The sequence below is a fragment of the Klebsiella sp. WP3-W18-ESBL-02 genome, assembly GCF_014168815.1.
GTDB classification, from domain to species: Bacteria; Pseudomonadota; Gammaproteobacteria; order Enterobacterales; family Enterobacteriaceae; genus Kluyvera; species Kluyvera ascorbata_B.
In genome coordinates, this window is sequence record NZ_AP021972.1 from 1,257,053 (window position 1) to 1,276,846 (window position 19,794).

At 51.1% G+C, this 19,794-nt stretch carries 14 protein-coding genes, 1 other RNA gene and 1 pseudogene; 5 read left to right on the top strand and 11 right to left on the bottom strand.

Translation table 11 applies throughout. The features are described from left to right. The first annotated feature begins 19 nt into the window (after positions 1-19). A complete protein-coding gene (locus H7R56_RS06095; protein ID WP_182928550.1) occupies positions 20-1,351 on the top strand; it encodes a site-specific DNA-methyltransferase in 1,332 nt (443 codons plus the stop codon). Between the two features lies 1 nt (position 1,352). Here the strand turns inward: H7R56_RS06095 and H7R56_RS06100 are convergent. Then, positions 1,353-2,866, bottom strand: a protein-coding gene (locus H7R56_RS06100) for an IS3 family transposase (protein WP_370673415.1) whose coding sequence is annotated in 2 segments (ribosomal slippage) — positions 1,353-2,416 and positions 2,416-2,866 — 1,515 coding nt in all. Because the reading frame shifts where the segments join, the coding sequence is not laid out codon by codon here. A 90-nt stretch (positions 2,867-2,956) separates the two neighbouring features. Here H7R56_RS06100 and H7R56_RS06105 point away from each other — a divergent pair. Continuing rightward, positions 2,957-3,712, top strand: coding sequence for a DNA methyltransferase (locus H7R56_RS06105; protein ID WP_182928551.1), 756 nt, complete (start codon positions 2,957-2,959; stop codon positions 3,710-3,712). A gap of 11 nt (positions 3,713-3,723) precedes the next feature. After that, complete coding sequence (locus H7R56_RS06110) at positions 3,724-6,795, top strand: type III restriction-modification system endonuclease (RefSeq protein WP_182928552.1); 3,072 nt, start codon at positions 3,724-3,726, stop codon at positions 6,793-6,795. A 571-nt stretch (positions 6,796-7,366) separates the two neighbouring features. On the opposite strand, the pseudogene istB reads toward H7R56_RS06110, so the two are convergent. Next, positions 7,367-7,984: pseudogene (gene istB / locus H7R56_RS06115) on the bottom strand (IS21-like element ISSen3 family helper ATPase IstB); the annotation flags it as partial. 216 nt (positions 7,985-8,200) lie between these two features. After that, a complete protein-coding gene (locus H7R56_RS06120; RefSeq protein WP_227674729.1) occupies positions 8,201-8,416 on the bottom strand; it encodes a YagK/YfjJ domain-containing protein in 216 nt (71 codons plus the stop codon). 53 nt (positions 8,417-8,469) lie between these two features. Here H7R56_RS06120 and H7R56_RS06125 point away from each other — a divergent pair, with 53 nt between their 5' ends. Continuing rightward, complete coding sequence (locus tag H7R56_RS06125) at positions 8,470-9,450, top strand: IS5-like element ISKpn26 family transposase (protein WP_033544729.1); 981 nt, start codon at positions 8,470-8,472, stop codon at positions 9,448-9,450. A 100-nt stretch (positions 9,451-9,550) separates the two neighbouring features. Here the strand turns inward: H7R56_RS06125 and H7R56_RS06130 are convergent, their stop codons facing one another. The 3 genes from H7R56_RS06130 to H7R56_RS06140 all read right to left on the bottom strand — a co-directional run bounded on the left by H7R56_RS06130 (position 9,551) and on the right by H7R56_RS06140 (position 12,090). Then, on the bottom strand, positions 9,551-10,081 hold the full coding sequence (locus tag H7R56_RS06130) for an inovirus Gp2 family protein (RefSeq protein WP_182928553.1): 531 nt from the start codon (positions 10,079-10,081) through the stop codon (positions 9,551-9,553). A gap of 261 nt (positions 10,082-10,342) precedes the next feature. Continuing rightward, positions 10,343-11,851 carry a YfjI family protein gene (locus H7R56_RS06135; protein ID WP_182928554.1) on the bottom strand — a complete coding sequence of 503 codons (1,509 nt, stop codon included), beginning with the start codon at positions 11,849-11,851 and terminating at the stop codon, positions 10,343-10,345. A gap of 26 nt (positions 11,852-11,877) precedes the next feature. Further along, positions 11,878-12,090 (bottom strand): AlpA family transcriptional regulator, encoded by a 213-nt coding sequence (locus tag H7R56_RS06140; protein ID WP_182928555.1) that lies wholly within the window; start codon positions 12,088-12,090, stop codon positions 11,878-11,880. 124 nt (positions 12,091-12,214) lie between these two features. On the opposite strand from H7R56_RS06140, the gene H7R56_RS06145 reads away from it, so the two are divergent. Continuing rightward, complete coding sequence (locus tag H7R56_RS06145) at positions 12,215-13,072, top strand: hypothetical protein (RefSeq protein ID WP_182928556.1); 858 nt, start codon at positions 12,215-12,217, stop codon at positions 13,070-13,072. A 55-nt stretch (positions 13,073-13,127) separates the two neighbouring features. Here the strand turns inward: H7R56_RS06145 and H7R56_RS06150 are convergent, their stop codons facing one another. The 5 genes from H7R56_RS06150 to H7R56_RS06170 all read right to left on the bottom strand — a co-directional run bounded on the left by H7R56_RS06150 (position 13,128) and on the right by H7R56_RS06170 (position 19,777). After that, a complete protein-coding gene (locus H7R56_RS06150; RefSeq protein ID WP_139949627.1) occupies positions 13,128-14,369 on the bottom strand; it encodes an integrase in 1,242 nt (413 codons plus the stop codon). Between the two features lie 204 nt (positions 14,370-14,573). Then, positions 14,574-14,936, bottom strand: a transfer-messenger RNA (tmRNA) gene (gene ssrA / locus H7R56_RS06155). A gap of 80 nt (positions 14,937-15,016) precedes the next feature. Then, positions 15,017-16,180 carry an HlyD family type I secretion periplasmic adaptor subunit gene (locus H7R56_RS06160; protein WP_106928442.1) on the bottom strand — a complete coding sequence of 388 codons (1,164 nt, stop codon included), beginning with the start codon at positions 16,178-16,180 and terminating at the stop codon, positions 15,017-15,019. 7 nt (positions 16,181-16,187) lie between these two features. Next, complete coding sequence (locus H7R56_RS06165) at positions 16,188-18,374, bottom strand: type I secretion system permease/ATPase (RefSeq protein ID WP_106928384.1); 2,187 nt, start codon at positions 18,372-18,374, stop codon at positions 16,188-16,190. Next, the gene (locus H7R56_RS06170; RefSeq protein WP_106928386.1) at positions 18,371-19,777 is read right to left on the bottom strand and encodes a TolC family outer membrane protein; all 1,407 of its coding nucleotides are present in this window, start codon (positions 19,775-19,777) and stop codon (positions 18,371-18,373) included. Before H7R56_RS06170 ends, H7R56_RS06165 begins: the two co-directional genes overlap by 4 nt. Positions 19,778-19,794 lie beyond the last annotated feature (17 nt).

A 19,794-nucleotide genomic window follows, 5' to 3' on the forward strand; every position in this document is an offset into this window, starting at 1 on the left:
GCGTCCAGAGGAAAAGAACATGGAAAAGCTAAAAATGCATTCACCCAATCTCACGCAGGACAACATCGCCCACATTCGCGATCTATTTCCCGGCTGTGTTACCGAAGCCAAGAGCGAAGACGGCAGCGTGAAGCTGGTGGTGGATTTTGACCAACTGCGGCAGGAGCTTGCTGAGTCGGTTGTGGAAGGGCCGCAGGAACGCTATCACCTGAATTGGCCTGGTAAGCGTGAGGCCTTGCTGGCGGCCAACGCACCGATTGCCAAAACGCTGCGGCCTTGCCGCGAGGAAAGCGTGGACTTCGATGACACAAAGAATCTGTTTATAGAAGGCGACAACCTCGATGCGCTTAAGTTGTTGCAAGAGAACTATCTTGGCCGGGTCAAGGTTATCTACATCGATCCACCCTATAACACTGGGAGCGATTTGGTTTATCGAGATGATTTTGCGACAAATTCAGATGAATACCTGAAATCTTCAAATCAGGTCTCCACCGACGGAGGCAAGCTAGTAGTCAATACTGAGCGCAATGGCCGCTTTCATTCGGACTGGCTTAGTTTTATGTATCCACGCCTGAAGATTGCCAGAACCCTGCTTAAGGAGGATGGTGTCATCATGATTAGCATTGATGACTCAGAAGTTTCCAACCTGAAGTCAATTTGCTCTGAAATCTTTGGCGAGTCGAATTTTGTTGCCAGCTTGATTTGGGAGAAGGGCAGGAAAAATGACGCAAAACTTGTATCAGTCGGCCATGAGTACATTCTTCTTTATTGCAAGAATAAGGAGCTATTGAAACAGAGAAAAACAAAGTGGCGAGAAGCGAAGCCGGGCGCAAGAGAGATCCACGATGAATATCTTCGCCTGCGAAAGATTTATGGTAAAGATAATCAAAAAGTGGAGGCAGCACTGCGTGAATTTTACGATTCCCTCCCTAAAACACACCCATCGAAAAAGCATTCTCGATACAACAAAGTTGATGAGAAAGGTGTATGGCGTGACGACAATATGTCTTGGCCTGGTGGAGACGGTCCGAGATATGAGGTTCTGCATCCGGTGACAGGGTTGGCGTGTGCCATTCCTGATGGAGGATGGAGATATAGCACTACAGAAAAGATGCAGGAAATGATAAATCAAGGGAAAGTTGTCTTCAGGGAAGACCACTCAGAGCCCCCAATTCGGAAAACCTACCTAATCGAAACAGATATTGAATCTGCAGAAGAAGATGAGGATATCGATTCGGATGACCTGTCGGAAACTGATGATTCGGAAGACCTCCCAATTCAAGTGGCTGGAAGTTATTTCTATAGAAGCGCGCTCCCGGTAAGTGTCAAGGTAGTTGGCACCCCCGGTTGATTTAGGCTGCCTGTTTTTCCCGTTCTGGATTCAGCATTACCTTGCCTACCGGATGCCAGTTTCGTGTTCTGCCAGACCAGCGTTCAGGCCGTTCCGCTTTTGCCTTTTTGTACACCTCATCCCGATTTTTCAGCAACACACCGTCTTCTCCACGATGTCGCTGACCCGGCGTCACATACCTGATGCCGCTATGTCTGTGCATTTCGTTATACCACTGAGCAAAAACCTCTATCCATTCACGCGCCTCCTCCAGCTTGCCGAACCCTGATGACGGCCACTGCGGGACATATTTCAGTGTCCGGAACAGCGACTCCACATACGCATTATCGTTACTCACTCCCGGCCGGCTGTGAGAGGGGGTTATCGCCAGCTCGTGTAGCTTCATTTGCAACGTCTGTGACTTCATCGCCGCGCCGTTGTCCGCATGCAGTACCGGCGGGTTTTGCCAGCATCCTTCCCGAAGGACCGTGCGTTGTATCAGGGCTGCCGCCTGCTCACCACTTTCAGTTTCATGCACTTCATATCCCACGATTTTTCGGCTGTAGAGGTCTTCCACCAGATACAGGTAAAACCAGCGCCCCTTTACGGTTGACGGAACCCATGTAATGTCCCATGTCCACACCTCATTCGGCCCGCTGGCCTGCCAACTCGTAGCCGGGGTGACTTTCTGCGCTGCCCGTTGCCGTCCCCGGCGATGCACCTCTCCATGACGACGCAGTACCCGGTAAAAGGTTGACTCGCTTGCCAGATAAATCCCCTTATCCGCCAACGCCGGTACGATTTGTGACGGGGGGAGGCTGGCGTAGTCTGGCTGATGGCACACTGCCAGTATCTGTTGCTCTTCTTGCTCACTTAACTGGTTCACCGGGGAGGGCCTGACCGTGCTGACACGCTTGTCTTCCCACGACGTTTGCCAGCGTCGCCACGTCCGTTCACTTAATCCCGCTTCCGTCAGCGCTATTGACAGCCGAGCTCCTGACGCCATCGCGTCCCGCACGTAACCGATAAGTGCCTGCCGCTCTGTTCCGGGCGTCAGTCGTCCTCGTCGGTTTCCCCGTAAAAATCCCGCAACTGCTTTCGCAGCACCAGTATCGCTGCCGCCTCCGCCAGCGCCTTTTCCTTACGAAGCAGTTCGCGTTTTAGTTGTTTAACTTCTTTCTGGCTTTGTTTGAGCGCCGCTTTGTCAGTGGGCGAAGACACCTGCAAAAAGCCTTGTTTCCACTGACTAATCTGTTCCAGGTAAAGCCCTTTTTTACGGCAGTATTGCGCGAGTTCTGTTTCGCTGAGTGTAGCTGTTTCGATAATCACAGCCAGCCGGGCTTCGGCTGACCATTGGTCTGTAGTTTTGTTTGCACCCGGCACCGGTATTCCCTCTGCTTTCGCCTTGTTACGCCAGTAATAAAGGGTAGCTTCCGATATCCCTTCCATCTGCGCAACTGCGGTGACGGTCATGTTGTAAGGCGGTAGTAATTTAGCCAGTGCAGCCGATTTACGTTCTGGTGAAATTCGTTTCACGATCTGTTCCCATCTTGTCATTAGTATTTTCGATGGGGGTGACAACTATCCTGACAGAGGGGGCTCCAGGCCAGTAGCGAGCTAACAAAAATGTTTGGCTCTAAAATATTCAGCAATCCGAAAGACCGTGAAGTATTGGCGCGATGGATAAATTATGTCGGGACAGAGGAGGGGGATGTCGTACTTGATTTCTTCGCTGGTTCTGGAACAACAGGGCACGCTGTAATGCAAATTGCGGCAACCGAGAAAAAAAATTTGCGCTTCATCCTTGTTCAACTTCCAGAAGCAATCAATCCAAAGGCCAAAGGTGCCAAGAGCGCCATTAAGACCCTGACTAAGCTTGGGAAGACTGCACATATTTCTGAAATCACTAAAGAGCGACTTTGTCGTGCCGGTACAGAACTAAGAGAAATTGCTGACGTTAATAGTATCGATGTTGGCTTCCGTGTCTTCAAAATCGACACCTCCAACATGGCCGACGTCTATTACACACCCGACGCGCTGCACGAGGCCAACCTCGACCTGTTCGTTGACAACATCAAGCCTGATCGCACGCCTGAAGATCTACTGTTCCAGGTGATGCTGGATTGGGGGGTCGATTTATCCCTGCCCATCAACAAACAGTCTATTCAAGGCAAAGACGTGTTCTTTGTTGATGACAATGTGCTTGCAGCCTGCTTTGACGCCAGTGGCAGCATCGACGAAGCTTTTGTGAAAGAACTGGCCAAGCATCAGCCTTTGCGCGTGGTGTTCCGCGACGCGGGCTACAAGAACAGTGCGGCCAAGATCAACGTCGAGCAGATTTTCAAGCTCGTGTCGCCCGTCACCGAAGTGAAATGTATCTGAGTAGGCGCGCAATGAAGCTTAAATTCAAACATCAGCCCTATCAGGCTGCCGCCGTGCAGGCGGTCGTAGATATTTTTCAGGGGCAGCCACCGGCCTCTGATTCAGCCAAGAGCTATCGCCTTGATCCTGGTAATACCAAAAACGGCATGGGGGATCTGTTTGCGGTAGATACTGGTTTTAAAAATGCTGAGCTAACCCTCAGTGAGGTTGCCTTGCGTGATAACATCCAACAGGTGCAGCGCCAGCAAAACCTGCCGTTATCGGAGAACTTAGTCAAGACCAAGGTCGCCAAGCTAAATCTTGATATCGAGATGGAAACGGGTACTGGTAAGACCTATTGCTACATCAAAACAATCTTCGAGCTGAACAAACAGTTCGGCTGGAGTAAGTTCGTCATAGTGGTACCGAGCATTGCCATCCGCGAGGGTGTCACCAAGTCGTTGGAAATCACGGCTGAGCACTTTCAGGAGACCTACCACAAGAAGGCGCGCTTCTTTATTTACAACTCTAAGCAGCTACACCATCTTGAGAGTTTTTCTTCCGATGCTGGTATCAATGTCATGGTGATCAACGTACAAGCGTTTAACGCCACCGGCAAAGATAATCGCCGCATCTACGAAGCGCTCGATGATTTTCAGTCACGTCGCCCGATCGATGTGATCAGCGCAAACCGGCCCATCTTGATCCTCGATGAGCCACAGCGGATGGAGGGGAGCAAGACGCTGGATTCCCTCGCAAATTTCAAACCGCTGATGGTGTTGCGCTATTCCGCTACCCACAAGACCACACACAACAAGATCCACCGCCTGGATGCGCTTGATGCCTACAACCAGAAGCTGGTGAAGAAGATTGAGGTGCGCGGGATCTCGGTGAAGGGACTGGCGGGAACCAATGCCTATTTCTATTTACAAGCCATCGAAATCTCAAACAAAAAACCGCCAGTCGCGGTTGTGGAGTTCGAACAGAAACTCAGCGGTGGCAACATCAAGCGCGTCACCCGCAAGCTGGGCAAAGGTGACAATCTGTTTGTGATATCGAACGAGCTGGATCAATACCGCGATGGGTTTGTGGTATCGGACATAAATGCCAATACGGACACCTTGAGCTTTACCAATGGCGTAGAGCTGACGGTGGGTGATGCGACTGGTGATATTTCCGAGATAGCGCTGCGCCGTATTCAGATCCGTGAGACGATCAAGGCGCACTTTGACAAGGAGATGGAGCTCTTCGATAAAGGAGTGAAGGTCCTCTCGTTGTTCTTTATCGACGAAGTAGCCCGATACCGGGACTACTCTGCTGCCGATGAAAAAGGCGAGTACGCAAAAATCTTTGAAGAGGAGTACGCTAAGCACCTTCAAGAAGCCTTTGATAATGGGTTTATGGAGGGGGATGCCCCTTATGCTAAATATCTACGCCGCATTGCGGCCGATAAGACGCACAGCGGCTACTTTTCCATCGACAAGAAGAGCAAGCGCCTCACCGATCCCAAGACCGCTGCACGCGGTGAAAATGCGGGCTTGTCTGATGACGTAGATGCTTATGATCTGATCCTCAAAGACAAGGAACGGCTATTATCACTCGCTGAGCCGGTGCGTTTTATATTCTCACACTCGGCCTTGCGTGAGGGTTGGGATAACCCGAACGTGTTTGTTATCTGCACGCTCAAGCATAGTGATAACACCATTTCACGTCGCCAGGAGGTCGGGCGTGGCCTGCGTTTGTCCGTCAATCAGAATGGTGATCGCATGGATCACCCGTCCATTGTTCATGACATTAACGTACTGACAGTTGTGGCCAGCGAAAGTTACAAGGACTTCGTAACAGCCTTGCAGAAGGACATTAGCGAGTCCTTGTCAGCTCGTCCGCGTGTGGCGGATAAGGCCTACTTCACGGGCAAGATGCTGAACACGAACGAAGGCCCGGTTACGGTCTCAGACGACCAGGCCACGGACATTGAGTTTTATTTGATCCAGAACGGCTACGTCGATAAAAAACGCAATATCACGGAGAAGTACCATCAAGCTAAGAAAGACGGCACGCTGGAGGCATTGCCGGATGAACTGCAACCCTATGCAGAGCAGATATTTCAGCTGATTGATAGCGTATTCAGCGAAAGCCAACTCATGCAGATAGACGATGGTCGCAAGCCCAAAAGACTGCAGACCAACGCCAACTTTGAAAAACAGGAATTTAAGGCGCTGTGGGGGCGAATCAATCGCAAGGCTACTTACAACGTGTTGTTTGATGATGTTGAGCTAGTGAACAATGCGATCAAGGCGCTCAATGACAAGAATGCTGGGTTGCGAGTGACGCCGTTGCAATACACCATTCACCGTGGCGAGCAGGCTGATACGGCAACTTACGATGACCTCAAAAAGGGTAATGCCTTCGAGTTGAAAGTTACCGAAACAGAATCGCACAACGTCTCCATCCACTCCGCTGTGCAGTACGATCTGATTGGCAAGTTAGCAGAGGGGACTTTGCTTACAAGACGCACCGTTGCCGAAATTCTTAAAGGCCTCAATGCCGACGTCTTCGCACAATTCAAGAACAACCCGGAAAGCTTCATTGCCGAAGCCATTCGCTTGGTCAACGAACAAAAGGCCAATGTCATTATCGAGCATTTGGCCTATGACACGCTAGAAGACAAGTTTGATTTGGACATCTTTACCACGGGTCAGAGCAAACAGGATCTCAGTAAGGCTGGGAATAAATTGCAAAATCACATCTATGATTACGTGCTTACCGACTCTGCGATTGAGCGCAAGTTCGTCGAAGAGCTGGATACCAGCAAGGATGTGGTGGTATATGCCAAGTTACCACGTGGTTTTCTGATCCCAACCCCAGTCGGCGATTACAACCCCGACTGGGCCATTTCCTTTAAAGAAGGCTCGGTCAAGCATGTGTATTTCGTTGCTGAGACCAAGGGCTCGATGTCGTCACTGGATTTACGGCCTATTGAAGCCACCAAGATTAAATGTGCCCGTAAGTTCTTCGATGAGATTAACAAGAAGTTTGCTCCAGAAAACGTGAAGTATGACGTAGTGGATAGCTTCGGTAAGCTGATGGAAGTGGTGAAGTAAGATACAAAGGATTGGCCATGTGGTGGGGAGATTATGGCGTACACAAATTGCCACCTATACACATGGCCACATCTGAGCTTTCATCCGGCATCTATTGTTTGCTTTTGTAATACGGCGTTAGTTCTCATCTGAGAACGGCCGTGTAATGCTTTGAGGTAAGATACTTAGCTACGATTAGCTTATCTGAGCGCGTGAAGCAGCAGACTGAACCAGTGTCTGAGGAACATGCAGTCATCGGCAATATTAGCATGACGATAATGGGCGGCTTAACGCTTATCTTCGGACTTGAATCCGCCTAAAACAAAAAGGAAATGAGCTAATGATCCTTAGGGATACGCGAAAAACTTGTCAAGGAGCCAACCAGAATACCCATGACCTGCTCCCCGTTGATTAGTACACCCCGATGTTAGTAATGTCTTCATAAGCCACATGAGGACATCCCCATGAAGAAGCGTTTTTCCGACGAACAGATCATCAGTATTCTCCGCGAAGCCGAAGCTGGGTGTCAACAACGGGTAAAAAGTGATCCACTTACCGCCACCACCAACGGTTTAATATTGATCCACCTTGTTTACTCAGGATTAGCTTCAGCGATAACCCCGGCCTTTCGTTTCTGCTTCAGTCGATAGCTTTCCCCTTTTATTTGCACGACGTGTGAGTGATGTAAGATCCGGTCCAGCATCGCCGATGTCAGCGCTGCATCACCGGCGAACGTCTGATCCCACTGCCCGAACGGCAGGTTGGAGGTCAGGATCATCGCGCTCTTCTCGTAACGTTTGGCGATGACCTGGAAGAACAGCTTGGCTTCCTCCTGACTGAACGGCAGATAACCTATTTCATCGATGATAAGCAGCTTCGGGGCCATGACACCACGATTGAGAGTCGTTTTGTAACGGCCCTGACGCTGTGAAGTGGACAGCTGTAGCAGCAGGTCCGCTGCTGTTGTGAAGCGAACCTTGATGCCCGCCCGTACTGCTTCGTAGCCCATGGCTATCGCCAGATGCGTTTTTCCCACGCCCGATGGCCCCAGCAACACGATGTTTTCATTACGCTCTATGAAGCTCAGGGATCGCAGCGACTGGATTTGCTTCTGAGGAGCGCCGGTGGCGAAGGTGAAGTCGTACTCCTCGAACGTCTTTACCGCCGGGAAGGCTGCCATCCGCGTGTACATCGCCTGTTTACGCTGATAGCTGATATTTGAACGTTCAAGCCGGTTGTTATAAGCCGTATCGCTTACGTCTTGTTTTCTGAAAGGCTGCTACAGCTGCTACATGTAGCGGGTTGTAGCAGGGTTTGGATTCACGATTTAAAATTTCTTCGCTAGGGAGAGTGTTTTTTATGCGAGTAAGATCACATCTTTCCCGGCGCAACGGTTATTGGGTTGAGCACTATGCCTTACGAATAATTAGCCTGAGTATTGGCTTGTGCCAAAGTTGCGGTAACCGCTGTGGACATCCTTAGTTCTGGTTTTGGCCAAATACGCCAGTCGAACCAGGAAATTCCAGTAGACTGGGTTACGATCCAGTGCATCAAATCTGCTAAACCTGTAAACAGTATTTGGTGGAAATTCAGTTAATGCTGCGTAATCTGGGTAATCAAGCCCTAAGGAAGGTGCGAACAAGTTCCTGATATGAGATCATCATATTCATCCGGAGCGCATCCCAGAGGGACATCATGAGCCATCAACTCACCTTCGCCGATAGTGAATTCAGCACTAAGCGCCGTCAGACCCGAAAAGAGATTTTCCTCTCCCGCATGGAGCAGATTCTGCCATGGCAGAATATGACCGCTGTCATCGAGCCGTTTTATCCCAAGGCGGGCAATGGCCGACGGCCCTATCCGCTGGAAACCATGCTACGCATTCACTGCATGCAGCATTGGTACAACCTGAGCGATGGCGCGATGGAAGATGCTCTGTACGAAATCGCCTCCATGCGCCTGTTTGCCCGATTATCCCTGGATAGCGCCCTGCCGGATCGCACCACCATCATGAATTTCCGCCACCTGCTCGAGCAGCATCAACTGGCCCGTCAATTGTTCAAGACCATCAATCGCTGGCTGGCCGAAGCAGGCGTCATGATGACCCAAGGCACTTTGGTGGATGCCACCATCATTGAGGCACCCAGCTCTACCAAGAACAAAGAGCAGCAACGCGATCCGGAGATGCATCAGACCAAGAAAGGCAATCAGTGGCACTTTGGCATGAAGGCCCACATTGGTGTCGATGCCAAGAGTGGCCTGACCCACAGCCTGGTCACCACCGCGGCCAACGAGCATGACCTCAATCAGCTGGGTAATCTGCTTCATGGAGAGGAGCAATTTGTCTCAGCCGATGCCGGCTACCAAGGGGCGCCACAGCGCGAGGAGCTGGCCGAGGTGGATGTGGACTGGCTGATCGCCGAGCGCCCCGGCAAGGTAAGAACCTTGAAACAGCATCCACGCAAGAACAAAACGGCCATCAACATCGAATACATGAAAGCCAGCATCCGGGCCAGGGTGGAGCACCCGTTTCGCATCATCAAGCGACAGTTCGGCTTCGTGAAAGCCAGATACAAGGGGCTGCTGAAAAACGATAACCAACTGGCGATGTTATTCACCCTGGCCAACCTGTTTCGGGTGGACCAAATGATACGTCAGTGGGAGAGATCTCAGTAAAAACCGGAAATAACGCCAGAAATGGTGGAAAAAATAGCCTAAATAGGCTGATTCGATGTATTTGCGGGAAAAAAATCGGCCCAGATCCGCGAAATTTTAATCAGCGAGTCAGCTTGGGAAGAAATGACCTGCTTATTCGCACCTTCCCTAAAGCACTGCACCAGGCTTTCTGTATTCGGGTAGCCATATTGTCAGCATCGGGGTCCTGGTAATTCCCCAGGTACCCATAGACGTCTGCATTGAACAACAACACAAGGTGATAATGTGGGTGTACGCTTGTATCGCGTTCCCTGCACCATCCATAAGATGGTAATGTCGGATCTCCCGGTCTTCTGGACCGGTTATGATCTGCTCGTAACTGGCTTTTCAGTGACTCGTAGAAGCGAGTGATTGCCTGCTCATCATCCCGCTGGAAGCATATTGGTAGGTCAGGCTCCCCTGGTACATGGGACTGGGCGAATCTCGAGTCAGTACGAATACCGAGTATTCGGTTATTCTGCACCAGTGTGCCGTAGACCATGTTAAGCAGTCGGTTGAGAATATTGAGGTCAATAGGGGATTTATACTTTTGGGCTGCTGTACTTACCAATTCCTCGATTTCTTCATTGGTAAGTGAATATTGTGATTCCATAATAATCCTTAAGTATGTAAATAATCTTTGGATAATGGGTAGCCCTCACGCTACCCATGTGATGTTGGATATAACTCCTGTAGGGGAGTTACTATTACTATTGATAAGTACTGATTAGGTATGGTTCCTTAATCAAGATATATTACATATACCACTTTAAATTCATGGGTTACCCTCCCTGGTAATTTAAACTGAAGCCGCAGCGTTACTGGTCTTAAGAACAAAAAAACATTAATAAGAAAGACTTCAGTTACTCTGAAGTTATTCAGGTAAACGTAGTTTATTCATCGCAACTGATCCTGAGTTTATTAACGGGATATTAGTTCTTTCAGCTAATTCGGCTGGTTCCATTTTAGAACCAATAAACTTGACATAATTAATCCCACCTCGCTCAAATAATTGAACTATTCCTTCAGATTCAAGTTTTTCTAAAGCAGGCATCAGAATTTCAGAACGCCTGGCTGAATATGGGCCTTTTTTAATGAGATCATTCCTCCTGAAGTCGTAAGAACCATTACTAACAAGATGATCTTCCATGAACCATACCAATTTTTCTGTAGTTGTAGGCTCTCGGGTCGCATCAACCTTAGTGATAAGATGATTAATAATCCATTGTGTTATTTTAGTAGCTGATTCTAATGTCTCCTTAGTAATTATTGGCAAGTCGGGTGTAATAAACATTTGCATTACTGCTGCGATTCTCGTACCTTGTTCCATAATTCTGGAACCGAAATCATCATAGTGATGCAACTCCTCTCCTTTTTGCATGAGTTCCCTGATTCGTTTACTTTGTGTATCCCATAACGCTTTCGCCTCTTCAGATAAAGTAATACAGATACGTTCTTCATTTTTTTCTCTACGCTCTATCCCGTCTTGCAAATGCTTAACGAGAATAGAGAAAAAACCATCAAGTCCTGGTTCATCAGACCATGAACACGCATCAGGAATGTCGCATAGTTCAGGAACTTGCTCCAGATCAATCAATAATAAACGGGCTAAGAACCCTGAGTCTTTTGCAATTTTTCCCTGTTTTCCAAGATAGTAATCAAATAAACTAGGTTGCATCATTAGCAGCATGCTTAGCCGCGCGTCATCAACATCATAACTGTCTCGTGAAGCCCTGCTGTCTGCAATTCTCCCTTCCCCCCAAATAGAGTTGAGTGCTGGTGTGTTGCGGAATAGGTTACCGTCAAATAGCCCTCCAGCTTCATCAGAACCGAGCATCAATGAAGGAGAACCCAATGCTAATGCCTTTATAAGTCCCTCAATTGTTGAATCATGAATAATAAGACGCGGCCTCACGGGCTCTACTGGCTCTCTTCCCTGGCATTCCTCCAGTGCTTTGAGAGCTTCGAACTCTTCAGCGGCATCAGCTTTGTTGAATTTCTTGTTAAGCTTTTTTAATTCAGCTTTCCAGGCTGCTCGTTTCCGTTCATAAAGCATTTTCTCAACCAGAAAGTCATCTTTCAGCCCTTTCTCGAGTCGATAGATTGTTTCCATCAACATTTTGAATACTGTTGATTTCCTGCTACCAGACCTTGCTAAAAGCATGAGATAAAGCGATGTAAAGGTTCTCCCATTTTTAAGCTGAACATCAAATTTATCCTGGCAGGCATATGCCATGGCTCCAAGCAATACTATTAAAATAAGCTCAGCCGCAGCGCCTGTTTTATAATGTATATAACTGATCAACCGTTGTGCAAAAGTGGGTAGCGTCTGAAATTTGAGTGTGAGTTCTTTATTTTGCGTTGAGCTGTTTTTTTTATACATACATCCTATCTGGCTCCTCTTTTAGGTTAATTAATAAAACTACGATGCAACAACCACTCATCGATTTCTGATTCAAGCCAACCAACAGATTGTGTCCCAAGTTTTCTTTTCTTAGGAAAGGTTGGATCGTAACGTGGTGATTTAGGATTTAACCAGTCGTAAATCGTAGCCCGTGATATGCCTGTTTTATGGATAACAGCAGGTAATCGGAGTATTCTGACTGCATGTGAAGGGATCATACTTGTTTGCCTCTCATTGGTTCACTTTAGTTATGAGAGATTAGCTGGGATCAGAAATGTAAAAAATGCAGCTACCAAAAAAACATTTTTTACATGAATTAATTTGTTGATATAAAAGGTAAAAATGATATCTCTTGATAAGTTGTATGAAAAAAGTAGACGTAAGTTTGAACAGCTCTCGCAGGCGATGACTGGTTGCGAATGGAAGGAACACGCTCACGCATTGGATGAACATTGCCCAGCGATGCAGGAGGAGCTTGCAAGAATGAAATTGGTGTATTTTGATCCTGCAAGGATGGGTACAGAAGTATCGTCGTATGTTGAGCCACCACAAGGAGTATCCAGACACCATCAGGTCAACGGAGTTCTGCAAAGAAAGGACGAGTACAACGCAATATATAATCCTATAAAAGAATGTTGGAGAGATTTAGAAAATCGGATTTTTAGGGAGACAATGAGACCATTTGTCTTAGATAGTTCGATAGAAGATGTATTCATCTCACATTTGGTGTACGCCTCAATGTCGTATCAGTGGGGAGTATCCATTATACAAGATGATGAACAAGTTGCGTTTGATGCACTACTTATGGCTTCTGAGCTATTAGATAAATGTCTCGGAATGGTTTGGTTTAAAATCGAAGATGATAAAATAAAGAATCTTTCTAAGATCAGGTTTAACGCAGGAAAAAAAGGAGGTACTAAGAAGGCCGATGTATATAAAATTATACAGGGGGAGCTTGTGAGGTTAATTTATAAAAATTCTCCTGAGGATGGTTGGAAAAACAAGAGCGCTGTGATTGATGATGTCATAAATCCATTGTGGGATTTCATCGAAAAAAATAACTTTCAAGGAACACATGTAAGCAGTGAAGAATCACTGCGCGAGATAATCTTAAAAAGATGGTCATTACAGATTGATGATGTGAAACATGCCTTTAATGCTAAGGTATCAAAAAATAACAAAACTAAGATGATTAAATGAAAATCCAGATTACCGACAAAGGTGTAAGCGCCCGTGCTGAGCGCTTACACCATTTTTAGCCGACAAGCCTTATACCTCGAATGCCATCTCCAATTATACTTCCGTGCTCAGCAGCCATAACGAAGTCAGCCCACCATTGCATCATCGGGCGACGCTGTTCCAGGTAATCGCTGCGGTTATAAGCACGGCGAACCTCATTTTTATCCACGTGGGCTAATGCAGCTTCAATCACATCAGGCGGAAAACCTTGCTCGTTGAGAGCTGTACTGGCAATAGATCGCAAACCGTGTGAAACGAGCACCCCACCAAAACCTGAGCGTTTCAGCGATGCGTTAACGGTTTGACTGTTCATCGGCTGGTTTGGCTTGATGCGGCTGGGAAAGATAAATTCTCGATTTCCACTTAACGGCTTCATCATCTCCAGTATCGCAATTGCTTCATCTGACAATGGAACAGTATGGTCGCGGTTCATTTTCATGCGTGCTGCAGGAATCTTCCACTCTCGCGCTTCTATGTCTACCTCTTCCCAGCGAGCTTCAGCCGCTTCGGCAGGGCGGGTAATAGTAAGAAGTTGCCACATGAAAAGGCAGCGTGTGGAAAGGCTAATGCTGGCTGTTCGCATTGTCTGCATCAGTTGTGGTAGCTGATCCGGTCGAATGCTGGGCATGTTCTTTTTCTGAGGTTTCTCGAAGGCTTTACCGATATTAACGCTGGGAACAGCATCAATCAGCCCTGTGTTTTGGGCATAGATCATGACCTCATTAATGCGCTGGCACAGGCGACGAACGGTTTCCAGAGCTCCTCTGGCCTGAACCGGTTGGACGGCCTGAACCAGTGTATGAGCTTTAATATCTGTAACGCTAATGTCACCAATCGCAGGAAAGACATCTCTCTCAAGAGAGCGCCAGATATCCTCTGCGTAGTCTTCGGTCACACTGGCTTTCTTCACATTCCACCAACGTTCAGCCACGAGCTGGAAAGTATTGGTTTTGGCTTCCAGCGAACTGCGAAGTTGTTCTTGCTGATGTTCCTGTGGGTCGATTTGTTTCGCCAGGAGAGAGCGTGACTCTGCTCGATAGTTTCTGGCATCGGCAAGCGTAACTGACGGGTAGGGGCCTATGCTCTTCTTCGCACGTTTCTTGGTGACAGGGCGAATGTAGCGAAACTGCCAGATTTTACTCCCGCTGGATTTGATAAGTAGCTCAAGGCCATCGCCATCATAGAGAACGTAGTCCGCTTCCTTAGGTTTAGCAGATTCGATTTCTTTAACGGATAGAGGTTTGGTTTGTCTTGCCATTGCCGGGTTTCCATAGTTTTAGGCACCTCAAAAACAATAAAGCTTTATGAGGTGCCTAACAAGGTGCCTAAAAGGTTCGGATTTAATTAGTTGGCATCAGACTTCGCAGGACAAATTGAAGGCACAAAAAAGCCCGCAGGGCTTGCGCCGTGCGGGCTCTTAGGACTTCATCGGATGACTCTGGTAATCACCGATGGAGAATTTTGGTGGAGCTGGCGGGAGTTGAACCCGCGTCCGAAATTCCTACATCCTCGGCACTACATGCTTAGTCAGTCTTTACATTCGCCTGGCACCTGCGGACAGACACGCCACTACCAGACTAGCCTGATTAGTTTTAACGCTTCAACCCCAGGCAGGGCCTCCACGCGATCTCTTTTGGGTTTGACCTCTCTTTGATCCCCGTCTTAAGAGCGGAAGCTAGGGAGAGAGGGCTCAGAGCAGGTTATTAAGCTGCTAAAGCGTAGTTTTCGTCGTTTGCGACTATTTTTTGCGGCTTTTTACGAGGCCAACCGCCCCTCGGCATGCACCTTGGGTTTCGCAAATCCCGTCGAATCCAGAATCAGCCCCAATGTGTACAGCAAGTATAACAGAGTCAGGCGTGCCGTTGCCAGTGAAAAACGTGGCGTAACAGGCCGTTGAGCGTACATTTATCGTTCACGTAGCGCCTCCTTTGCCCGGTTGAACGGTTTCATCAGGTATTCAAAGATGGTTTTTTCACCGGTTTTGATATCGACGCTGGCGACCATTCCTGGGGTAATGGAGAAATGGCGTCCGGCTTTGTTGGTCAGGTAATCCTGATGAGTGCGGATAAACACGCGGTAATAGGTGATTTCAGGCTTAATTTTGTCCTGAATGGTGTCCGGCGAGATAGTCTCAACTTCTCCGTCTAGCCCGCCGTAGATGGCGTAATCGTAGGCGGTAAGCTTAACCAGCGCCCGCTGTCCGGGGTGGATAAAGGCAATATCGCGCGGCGACAGGCGGGCTTCAATCAGCAGCCGATCGTCAATAGGGACTATTTCCATCAGATCACCGTTCGGTGGGATGACGCCGCCGAGCGTGGTTACCTGCACGTTTTTCACAATCCCGCGCACCGGGGAGCGCACCGTCAGACGGGTGACCGAATCTTCACGACCGCGAATGATCGCCTGCAGCATGTCGACTTCAGCGTTGGCCTTGGAAAGTGCCTCGCGCGCCTGTACGTAGTACTGCGATCGCAGGTCGGTAAGCCTTAGCCCGAGATCGCTTTTCTGGCGCTGGAGGCGCAGCACTTCCACGTGGCTGGCGGCACCGCTCTTCTCAAGGCGTTGGGTGATGGCCAGCTCTTTATCCACCGACACCATCGCATCCTTCAGCTCAGCCTCAGAATCTGACAGCTGCGCGCGGCGGGTACGATAGAGGCGCGTTTCGCTGGCGATAAGGTCCGGCCAGGCTTTCAGTTCTTTTGGGAAGATCGGCGGACTGTCGTTTACTTCCGCATACAGGCGGGCGCTGGAGGCCAGCGACGCGCGGTAGCGCGCGGTGCTTTCGCCCATGTTGGATTCCGAACGGGTAGGGTCGAGGCGGGCGACAATCTGCCCGGCGTGCACCTTATCGCCCTCGCGGACGTTCAGTTCGGCCAGAATGCCGCCGTCCAGTGATTGCAGCACCTGCTCGTGTGAGCTGGGAATCACCTTGCCGGTGCCGGTGGCCACTTCGTCGAGCGTACCGAACCACGACCAGACGCCGAGCGCAATAAACATCAGCGTGCTCAGCAGGACAATGCGGCTGGCGCCGGAAAAGGCCACGTCGCGGCCGATGTCCAGGTCCTCCATCGCGCTATCATGTTGGCTGGTTTTCATGTTTCCACTCCTTCCCGCTTACAGCCTGCGCGCTGGCGCGACCCTGGTTTAACACCTGTGATTTTGGCGCATCCATGGCGATATATCCGTCATTAAGCACCACGACCCGATCGACCAGATCCAGCACCGGCACGCGGTGGGTGGCAACGATCAGCGTACGATTGCCCAGCCATTGATTCAGCCGCTGGATAAATTCGCGCTCGGTATGATCGTCAAGCGAGGCGGTTGGTTCGTCGAGCAGCACGATATTCGGGGATCGCAGCAGCATGCGCGCCAGCAGAATTGACTGGCGCTGGCCGCCGGAAAGACCGTTGCCGCCCTCCATAATCAGGTGATCCAGACCCTTAGGCAGCCGTTGGACGAACTGGCTGGTACCGGCGATGTCCAGCGCATCAAAAATGTCCTGGTCGCTGGCGTGCGGCGCGCCCATCGTCAGGTTTTCGCGCAGGGTGCCGTAGAACAGCCGCGCATTCTGGCTCAGGAGGCCAATGTTGCGTCGTAGGTCGGCGACGTCGATCTGCGCGAGGCTGAGATCGTCGAGCCGCGCCTCGCCGCTGACTAAATCAATACCGCCCGCCAGCGCGTGCAGCAGGGTCGATTTTCCCGCGCCGTTGCGGCCAAGCAGCGCCACTCGCTCGCCCTGACGGATTTCCAGACGCGCAATTTTCAGCGGGATGCGCTGATCTTCACTGTGGTAGCGGAACTGGGCCTCTTCCAGCAGATAATGACCGTGGAAAATCTCCCGGTGCACGACACTGCCGCTGCGCTGGGTCTCCGTCGGTAGCTGCATAATGCTGTCCAGCCCCGCTTTGGCGATTTTTACCTGCTGCCAGCGGGTCAGCACGCCGCACAGGTTGGCCATTGGCGCAATCATTCTTGACGCCAGCATTGAGGCGGCGACCACCGAGCCGGTCGTCAGCTCGCCTTCAATCACCATCGGCGCGCCGAACAGAATGACGGCGCTATAGACCAGACTTTGTACGGTGATGCCCCAGCTAATCAGTCCCTGGCTCAGCTCGCGGGTACGCAGCGCCGATTCCGAGGTAATGCGAATGTAGCTGTTCCACTGCTGTAAAAAGCGGTTTTCCGCCTGCATCAGCTTGATGTCTTCAAGTCCCTGCACGCTCTCAACCAGCACCGCGTTGCGCAGGGTTGATTCATGGGCGCTCTGGTTGGCCAGCTTCGCCAGCCGTTTTTGCATCAGGATACCGGGCAGCACCATGACGATGGCGGCGACCGGGGCAATCCACGCCAGCGGCGGCGAGATAATGCCGAGGACCACCACGAAGAGGAAGAAGAAGGGCAGATCGACGATCGTCGACAGCGTCGATGAAGTGATGGTTTCACGGATCTGCTCAAGCTCGCGCAGCTGAGAGATAAAGCTGCCGGTAGAACGCGGGATAGCGCTGTTACGCAGGCGTAATGCGTGGCTGAAGATGCGGTCGGAAATGCGCAGGTCCGCCCGCTTGCCGAGCACATCCATGATGTGGCTACGGGCGACGCGCAGGATAAAGCCGAAGATCACCGACAGCAGCACCCCAAAAGCCAGCACGTAGAGCGTCGGGTAGGACTGCGCGGGGATCACCCGGTCATACACCTGCATTGAAAAGATGATCCCGCCGAGCGACAGCACATTGACGAGAAAGGCGGCCAGCATGACCGGGCCGTAGGGGCGCAGATCCTTCAGGACCAGTACCTTAAGCCAGTCGGGGCTGAAGCGGGATACGTAGTTGTCCACCCGGCTGTCGCGCAGGGCGGAAAGCGGGCGCAGCGCCACAACATATTCAATACGCGGCATCAGGTCGGCGAGAGGCAGCCGGTTACGCTGGTGCTCATCATCAATAAAACAGACGTCAACGGTGCTTTCGCCGTCAAAGCGCTCGACGATGGCCAACTGCCCATCGTCGAGCGTTGCCACAACCGGCAGGCGCCAGCTGCCGAGGGTGGTGGAATTGGCCTCCAGCAGCTGTACCGAAAGCCCGGCCTGGCGGGCGAGCTGGGTGAGGGCGGGCAGCAGGCTTTTGTCCTTAAACCACGGGGCGTTGGCCTGAAGCATGCCCGGCGAGCAGGCGATGCGATAGTGCGCGGCGACATAGCTCATCGCCCGCGCCCAGTGGCTTAACGTTTTCTCGTTAAGATAGCTTTCGCTGATGTCGGCGCGATTCATGGCTGGATCTCCACGGACTGGATGCTGTGATGTTCTAACCCGAACGCCTGGCGAAACCGTCCCGTGTTATACAGGCAGTTAAGCTGCAGCTGGTGCAGCTGGTTTTCGGTTTGCAGTTCGGCAAAGCGCGACTGAAACACCTCCTGCTCGGCGTTAAGTACGTCGAGCAGCGGGCGGGAGCCGAGGTCAAGATACTGCTGCTGGTACAGCTCGCGGGTGCGGGTGCTCAGGGCCTGCTGGCGGTACTGCACCTGCAGTGAACTCATCAGGCTCATCGACTGGCTGCGCGATTCGAGCAGCTTTTGCCGGACCTCCAGCCGAACGCGCTGGACGGTCGCCTGCGCCGACTGTAGCGCATAGTTGGCGGCGTCGCGCCGCGCCGTCAGCCCGCCGCCCTGATAGATAGGCATTTCGACTTTCACCCAAGTGGAGTACTGCGTGCGGTCAAGCACCTCGTGGCTGGGGTATTTGTCGTTCAGGTAGTGCTGCACCTGCGGTTCAAGCGAGATCGTGGGCGTCATCTGCGCGTTAGCGTAGTCGACGTTAGCCTGTGCAGCGGTGGCCTGCGCCCAGGCCGCCAGCACCGCGGGCACCAGCCGGTCATCCGTCCGGGCCACTTCACAGCTGTTGCCCAGTTTGGCGGGGAAGTCATTGCTGATCCCATTCAGGTTCTGCCATCCCAGCCAGCTCATCAGCGTGGCCTGCGCGCTGTCGAGCGTCGCCTGGTATTGTAAGAGCTGGGCGCGCGCGGCTTCGATGCGTGCGTTGGTTTGTACGACGTCGGACTGCGACGTCGCGCCTTCGTCGCTGCGCTGTTGGGTGAGTTTTCCTATCGCCATGAGCGCGTCGAGCTGCTCTTTGGCGACGTCAACCATCTGTTGCCAGGTTTGCACCTGCACCATTGCGCTGGCGGTGCTGTGCCCGGCGGTGTCAATCGCCAGCAGGACGTTAGCCTGCTGCTGCGCGACGCCTGCGCTTTCGGCGCGGACCTGGCTTGCCACCTTGCCGAAGTCGTAGAGCATCTGGGAAAGCGACAGCACCAGCGAAGGGCTGAAGCCGTGATCAAGATAGGTGTTGGTGTAGCCGTTGTTCATCCCCGCGCTGACCTGCGGATAGTATTTCGATTTGGCGACATCGACCTGCGCGTTCTGGCTGGCTAGCTTACCGATGGCTTCGCTGATGGAAGGGTGCCAGCTGACGGCTCGGCTTACCGCGTCGTTCAGCGTGAGGACGCCGGGAATGGCATCGTTTAGCGGCAGCGCGCGTGCGCCGTCGAGCGCGGGGAGTTCCTGCTGGTCTTGCAGTCCTTGCGGGGAAATCGGCAATGCGGCGTTTTGCGCCAGAAGCGGAGCGGAATATAAGGCACAGAGTAGACCCCAACTGACGGGTATTTTAATGCTCATTATGGATCCTTATAAAA

What these genes read in the sequence shown, in the direction of transcription:
- H7R56_RS06165 (WP_106928384.1), bottom strand. Translation starts at nt 18,374, where the DNA reads ATGAATCGCGCCGACATCAGCGAAAGCTATCTTAACGAGAAAACGTTA.
- H7R56_RS06105 (WP_182928551.1), top strand. Translation starts at nt 2,957, where the DNA reads ATGTTTGGCTCTAAAATATTCAGCAATCCGAAAGACCGTGAAGTATTG.
- H7R56_RS06170 (WP_106928386.1), bottom strand. Translation starts at nt 19,777, where the DNA reads ATGAGCATTAAAATACCCGTCAGTTGGGGTCTACTCTGTGCCTTATAT.
- H7R56_RS06125 (WP_033544729.1), top strand. Translation starts at nt 8,470, where the DNA reads ATGAGCCATCAACTCACCTTCGCCGATAGTGAATTCAGCACTAAGCGC.
- H7R56_RS06130 (WP_182928553.1), bottom strand. Translation starts at nt 10,081, where the DNA reads ATGGAATCACAATATTCACTTACCAATGAAGAAATCGAGGAATTGGTA.
- H7R56_RS06135 (WP_182928554.1), bottom strand. Translation starts at nt 11,851, where the DNA reads ATGTATAAAAAAAACAGCTCAACGCAAAATAAAGAACTCACACTCAAA.
- H7R56_RS06110 (WP_182928552.1), top strand. Translation starts at nt 3,724, where the DNA reads ATGAAGCTTAAATTCAAACATCAGCCCTATCAGGCTGCCGCCGTGCAG.
- H7R56_RS06140 (WP_182928555.1), bottom strand. Translation starts at nt 12,090, where the DNA reads ATGATCCCTTCACATGCAGTCAGAATACTCCGATTACCTGCTGTTATC.
- H7R56_RS06145 (WP_182928556.1), top strand. Translation starts at nt 12,215, where the DNA reads ATGATATCTCTTGATAAGTTGTATGAAAAAAGTAGACGTAAGTTTGAA.
- H7R56_RS06160 (WP_106928442.1), bottom strand. Translation starts at nt 16,180, where the DNA reads ATGGAGGACCTGGACATCGGCCGCGACGTGGCCTTTTCCGGCGCCAGC.
- H7R56_RS06150 (WP_139949627.1), bottom strand. Translation starts at nt 14,369, where the DNA reads ATGGCAAGACAAACCAAACCTCTATCCGTTAAAGAAATCGAATCTGCT.
- H7R56_RS06095 (WP_182928550.1), top strand. Translation starts at nt 20, where the DNA reads ATGGAAAAGCTAAAAATGCATTCACCCAATCTCACGCAGGACAACATC.